This window comes from Desulfosarcina cetonica JCM 12296 (assembly GCF_001311845.1).
Classification (GTDB): Bacteria; Desulfobacterota; Desulfobacteria; order Desulfobacterales; family Desulfosarcinaceae; genus Desulfosarcina; species Desulfosarcina cetonica.
On sequence record NZ_BBCC01000353.1, the window covers coordinates 1 to 3,273 of the forward strand.

The 3,273-nt window shown below is 37.8% G+C and carries 4 protein-coding genes; 1 reads left to right on the plus strand and 3 read right to left on the minus strand.

What is annotated here, in order from left to right:
• On the minus strand, window positions 1-574 hold a 574-nt coding region (locus JCM12296_RS33605), incomplete at its 3' end, for a VirB8 family type IV secretion system protein (protein ID WP_054702329.1).
• A 358-nt stretch (window positions 575-932) separates the two neighbouring features.
• Here JCM12296_RS33605 and JCM12296_RS39450 point away from each other — a divergent pair.
• Complete coding sequence (locus JCM12296_RS39450; protein WP_157068155.1) at window positions 933-1,160, plus strand: hypothetical protein; 228 nt, start codon at window positions 933-935, stop codon at window positions 1,158-1,160.
• Window positions 1,161-1,180: 20 nt separating this feature from the next.
• On the opposite strand, the gene JCM12296_RS33610 is transcribed toward JCM12296_RS39450, so the two are convergent.
• Window positions 1,181-2,353 carry a hypothetical protein gene (locus tag JCM12296_RS33610; protein ID WP_054702332.1) on the minus strand — a complete coding sequence of 391 codons (1,173 nt, stop codon included), beginning with the start codon at window positions 2,351-2,353 and terminating at the stop codon, window positions 1,181-1,183.
• Between the two features lie 7 nt (window positions 2,354-2,360).
• The gene (locus JCM12296_RS33615) at window positions 2,361-3,146 is read right to left on the minus strand and encodes a ParA family protein (protein WP_054702335.1); all 786 of its coding nucleotides are present in this window, start codon (window positions 3,144-3,146) and stop codon (window positions 2,361-2,363) included.
• Between the last annotated feature and the right edge of the window lie 127 nt (window positions 3,147-3,273).

Consider the following 3,273-nt stretch of genomic DNA (forward strand, 5'->3'; position numbering starts at 1 on the left):
TATTTCGCTGGATAAACACATTGCTGCGGTACAATACGCCGTTGTGCTTACCGAACACTGTCTTGTCAGAATCGTAATGGTCAATGTTGCGGACGTTAACATGCACTTCACCACAGGAAGCGCATTCCGCAATTTTCGCTGCTTTGGTTGGTGCATCGTCCCCGTTGGGGCTAATAAATTCTCCCTGAAGTTTTTTGCTCATGAACAAATAGACGAATCCGTAGTCGGATTGTATGCTGTGCGGAACTTCTGAAAAGCGGCGTTCTACCCACTGCCGTAGAATGTAATCCACCGTTGACTGGAAAAAATCCGGACCCCGTTCATTGTCGCTGAAGTCCATATCCCATGTGCCATTGGGATACATTTTGAGCCAGACAACCTTTATGTTGCTGTCAGCTCGGTTGGACTCCTTCCAGGCAAACAAGATGGAAAGAAGCGTGATTCCGCAAAGGGCAACGATAATCCAGAAGCTGCGGATGTTCGCTGCCATTGCTTTAGCCATTAATTTCTGCCTGTTAGGCAAGGTGGCTTGTTTTTGTTGTGTCAAATCTAACATAACCGATTTACTCTCCATTCGAAACTCCTATCAATGAAATTAATTTTTTAAATTATATAGGAGGCAAAACTTTTAGTTAAAAAAGTTGCCTTATTATTTTTTCGCTAAATAGGGGAACGGTGACGATGGTTGGATCTTAGATCACCGCGACGTGTAACGTTCGTTTGCAGAGAGACTTACTAAAACCGTTGTATAACAGAGGGCACGTACTTGGCTGAGGAATTTGAACATGAAATTACAAAATCATTTTTGCAAACCTTACTGCTGCTATTAATAAATTCAATATAAAATGTCAATATTTAATTTTGATTTTTTTTATTGACTTATAAGTGCATTATTTTATACTAATTTATTTATGCAAATACATGAAGCCCGCTTGCTTTTAAAATCAAAGTCAATACATAGTCCGCGTATTTTACTTAAAGAAGAAGGGTGGATTCTTGAATTTGATTCCATTCAAGAAACACCTTTATTGTTACATATTGAATCCCAGCGGGGTGGGACTATATATTATAAAAGCGTTCGCGGGGTGGTGAATGCTTGTATAAAAATTGGATTTGATACCGTAGCTATAGAGCTTCCAAAAGATGTTGTCGTTTTATAACTATTTATTTTCACAAATTTTTATAAATCTTCTTGCAATTCTAAAAAATTCTTTTTCATTGCCTCATTGAAAGCAATAGAACCTTCTTTTTGAGGCTTTTTAAGAAAAGCGGGTAATTTTTCAAAACAAACCGAATATTGATCCCCTTCTGGACCTTCTTGCATCATTTGTTCAAACTTCAGTTCATTTTCGACTTCGGCTTTCTTCATCCTTGCTTTTTTCAATGCTTCCGCTTGGCGATGTATCTCCTCGGCTCTGGCTATTTCTCTATCAATGAGCTTGTCATGATGTGATTTATAGTTATTTGGTCTGGGATGCGCACCTGACCGTTCGAGAATTTTAAAAATCCAATCCAAAGGGTCCCGAATATTTTTTGATTCCTCAATCCCGTTTTCAACAAGATTGAACCGGCAATAGCAAAGGCTTTGGACCAAATCTTCTGTAGTAAGGCTGAATCTTGAAATCCACGATGCCATTTGTTTGGATGTAAAACCCTTGGATTGCCAATAGGCAAGCTCTGGATTGGTTTTGAGTATTTTTTCCAAATCTTGATAAGTAGTAGTTTTATTTAAATTACTACTACTATTAGGAGACGGTGATGTGATACTGATATGTTGTTGTTCTGATGCTGATGTGATACTGATGTTTTTAGAAAGTTTTAAATTTCTTAATTCTACCAGTTCATATTCATAATTTTTCTGACACCTGTCATATTTAAGATTTATAACACCAATTTTTTCTAATTTTTGAATGGCTAAACGTACTGTAATGTAAGGCATATCCAGTCCGTTTGCAATTTCGGGTTTATTGAACAGCCCTTTTTTCCCTTTTTCTTTAAACCATAGCCAAACTTTTGTTTGGCTTGTGGACAGACTTGGTGATGGTGATATATTCTTGCTACTTTTTTGCTCTTTTAGGACACTGATACCATCCTGATGCTTTGATGATAATTTTTCCTGCTGGTTATCTGCTATGTTCCTGTTACTTACCTGATAATTATCTGCTACATTACTGCTATACTCTTGATGTTGTTCTGATGGTGATATGATACTGATATGATGTTGTTTGATTGGTGATAAATTCTGTTTTTTATCTGTTGGCGATTTTTCTGTTACTCTATCAACCGCTTCCTTTGCGTCTTTCAAAAAACCTGACATGAAGGAATCAACTAAATTGTTCGCTTTTTTCGCCATAGGTTCACTATCCTATTATAGAGGTTAGCTCTTTTGCGAGTTCCCTAAAAGCGGCGGCCCCTGTTGACGTTGCATAGTTTTTAAATACTGGTTCTTTGCCAGCTTCCGCTTTTTCGAATGCTGTGCTTATTGGGATTTGTGTTATAAATATTTGATCTTGGTCAAACACCTGGCTGACCTGTTCAGTTATGGCCCGGCTGATAGCTGTTCTTCGGTCGACCGAGTTTATAAGTAATCTGAGAAATTTTAGATCTGGATTGACTTTCTCTTTGATGTCTTTGATCAAGTTGACCGCTTTTATTAGGCCATCAACTGAGAATGAGGACTTTGCCAGAATTGGAACTATTGCGAAATCGGATGCGTAGAGGTTGCATAATACAAAAGTTCCCATGTTGGGAGGGTTATCAATTATTACGTAGTCGAAATTATCATTGGCAAAACCCCTCAGTGAGTTTCTAAGTCTCAACAGGCTTATAGGGGCTTCCGATATCATTGAGGGTTCTAAAGATGCGGTGTCGTTGATGTTTGGAATGATTTGGACACTTTTGCATTTCGTGGCATATATATGTCCGCTGGTGAAAGAGAGTTCTGTGTCGCTTTCAAATAGATCGTACAGGCTTTTTCGGATTTGAGTTCCACTTGGCAACAGCATCGTGGACGTATTAGACTGCGGATCGCCATCAACAACTAATACCTTATGACCTTGTTTTCCTAGGCTATCAGACAGGTTGCACGTCGTAGTGGTTTTGCCTACACCCCCTTTGTTGTTGAGGACTGATATAATATATCCCATAATCATCCTTTTTATAAGTTTTTGATTTGTTCTTAGATATGACGTAATAGATTGTATTGTCAATTAAAAAAATTATCAGAAATCTTTTGGTAGTATTAATGGATCGATATTATTTCTATATATAGTT

Excerpts from the sequence above, each read along its gene's own strand:
- JCM12296_RS33610 (WP_054702332.1), bottom strand. The coding sequence starts at position 2,353 with ATGGCGAAAAAAGCGAACAATTTAGTTGATTCCTTCATGTCAGGTTTT.
- JCM12296_RS33615 (WP_054702335.1), bottom strand. The coding sequence starts at position 3,146 with ATGGGATATATTATATCAGTCCTCAACAACAAAGGGGGTGTAGGCAAA.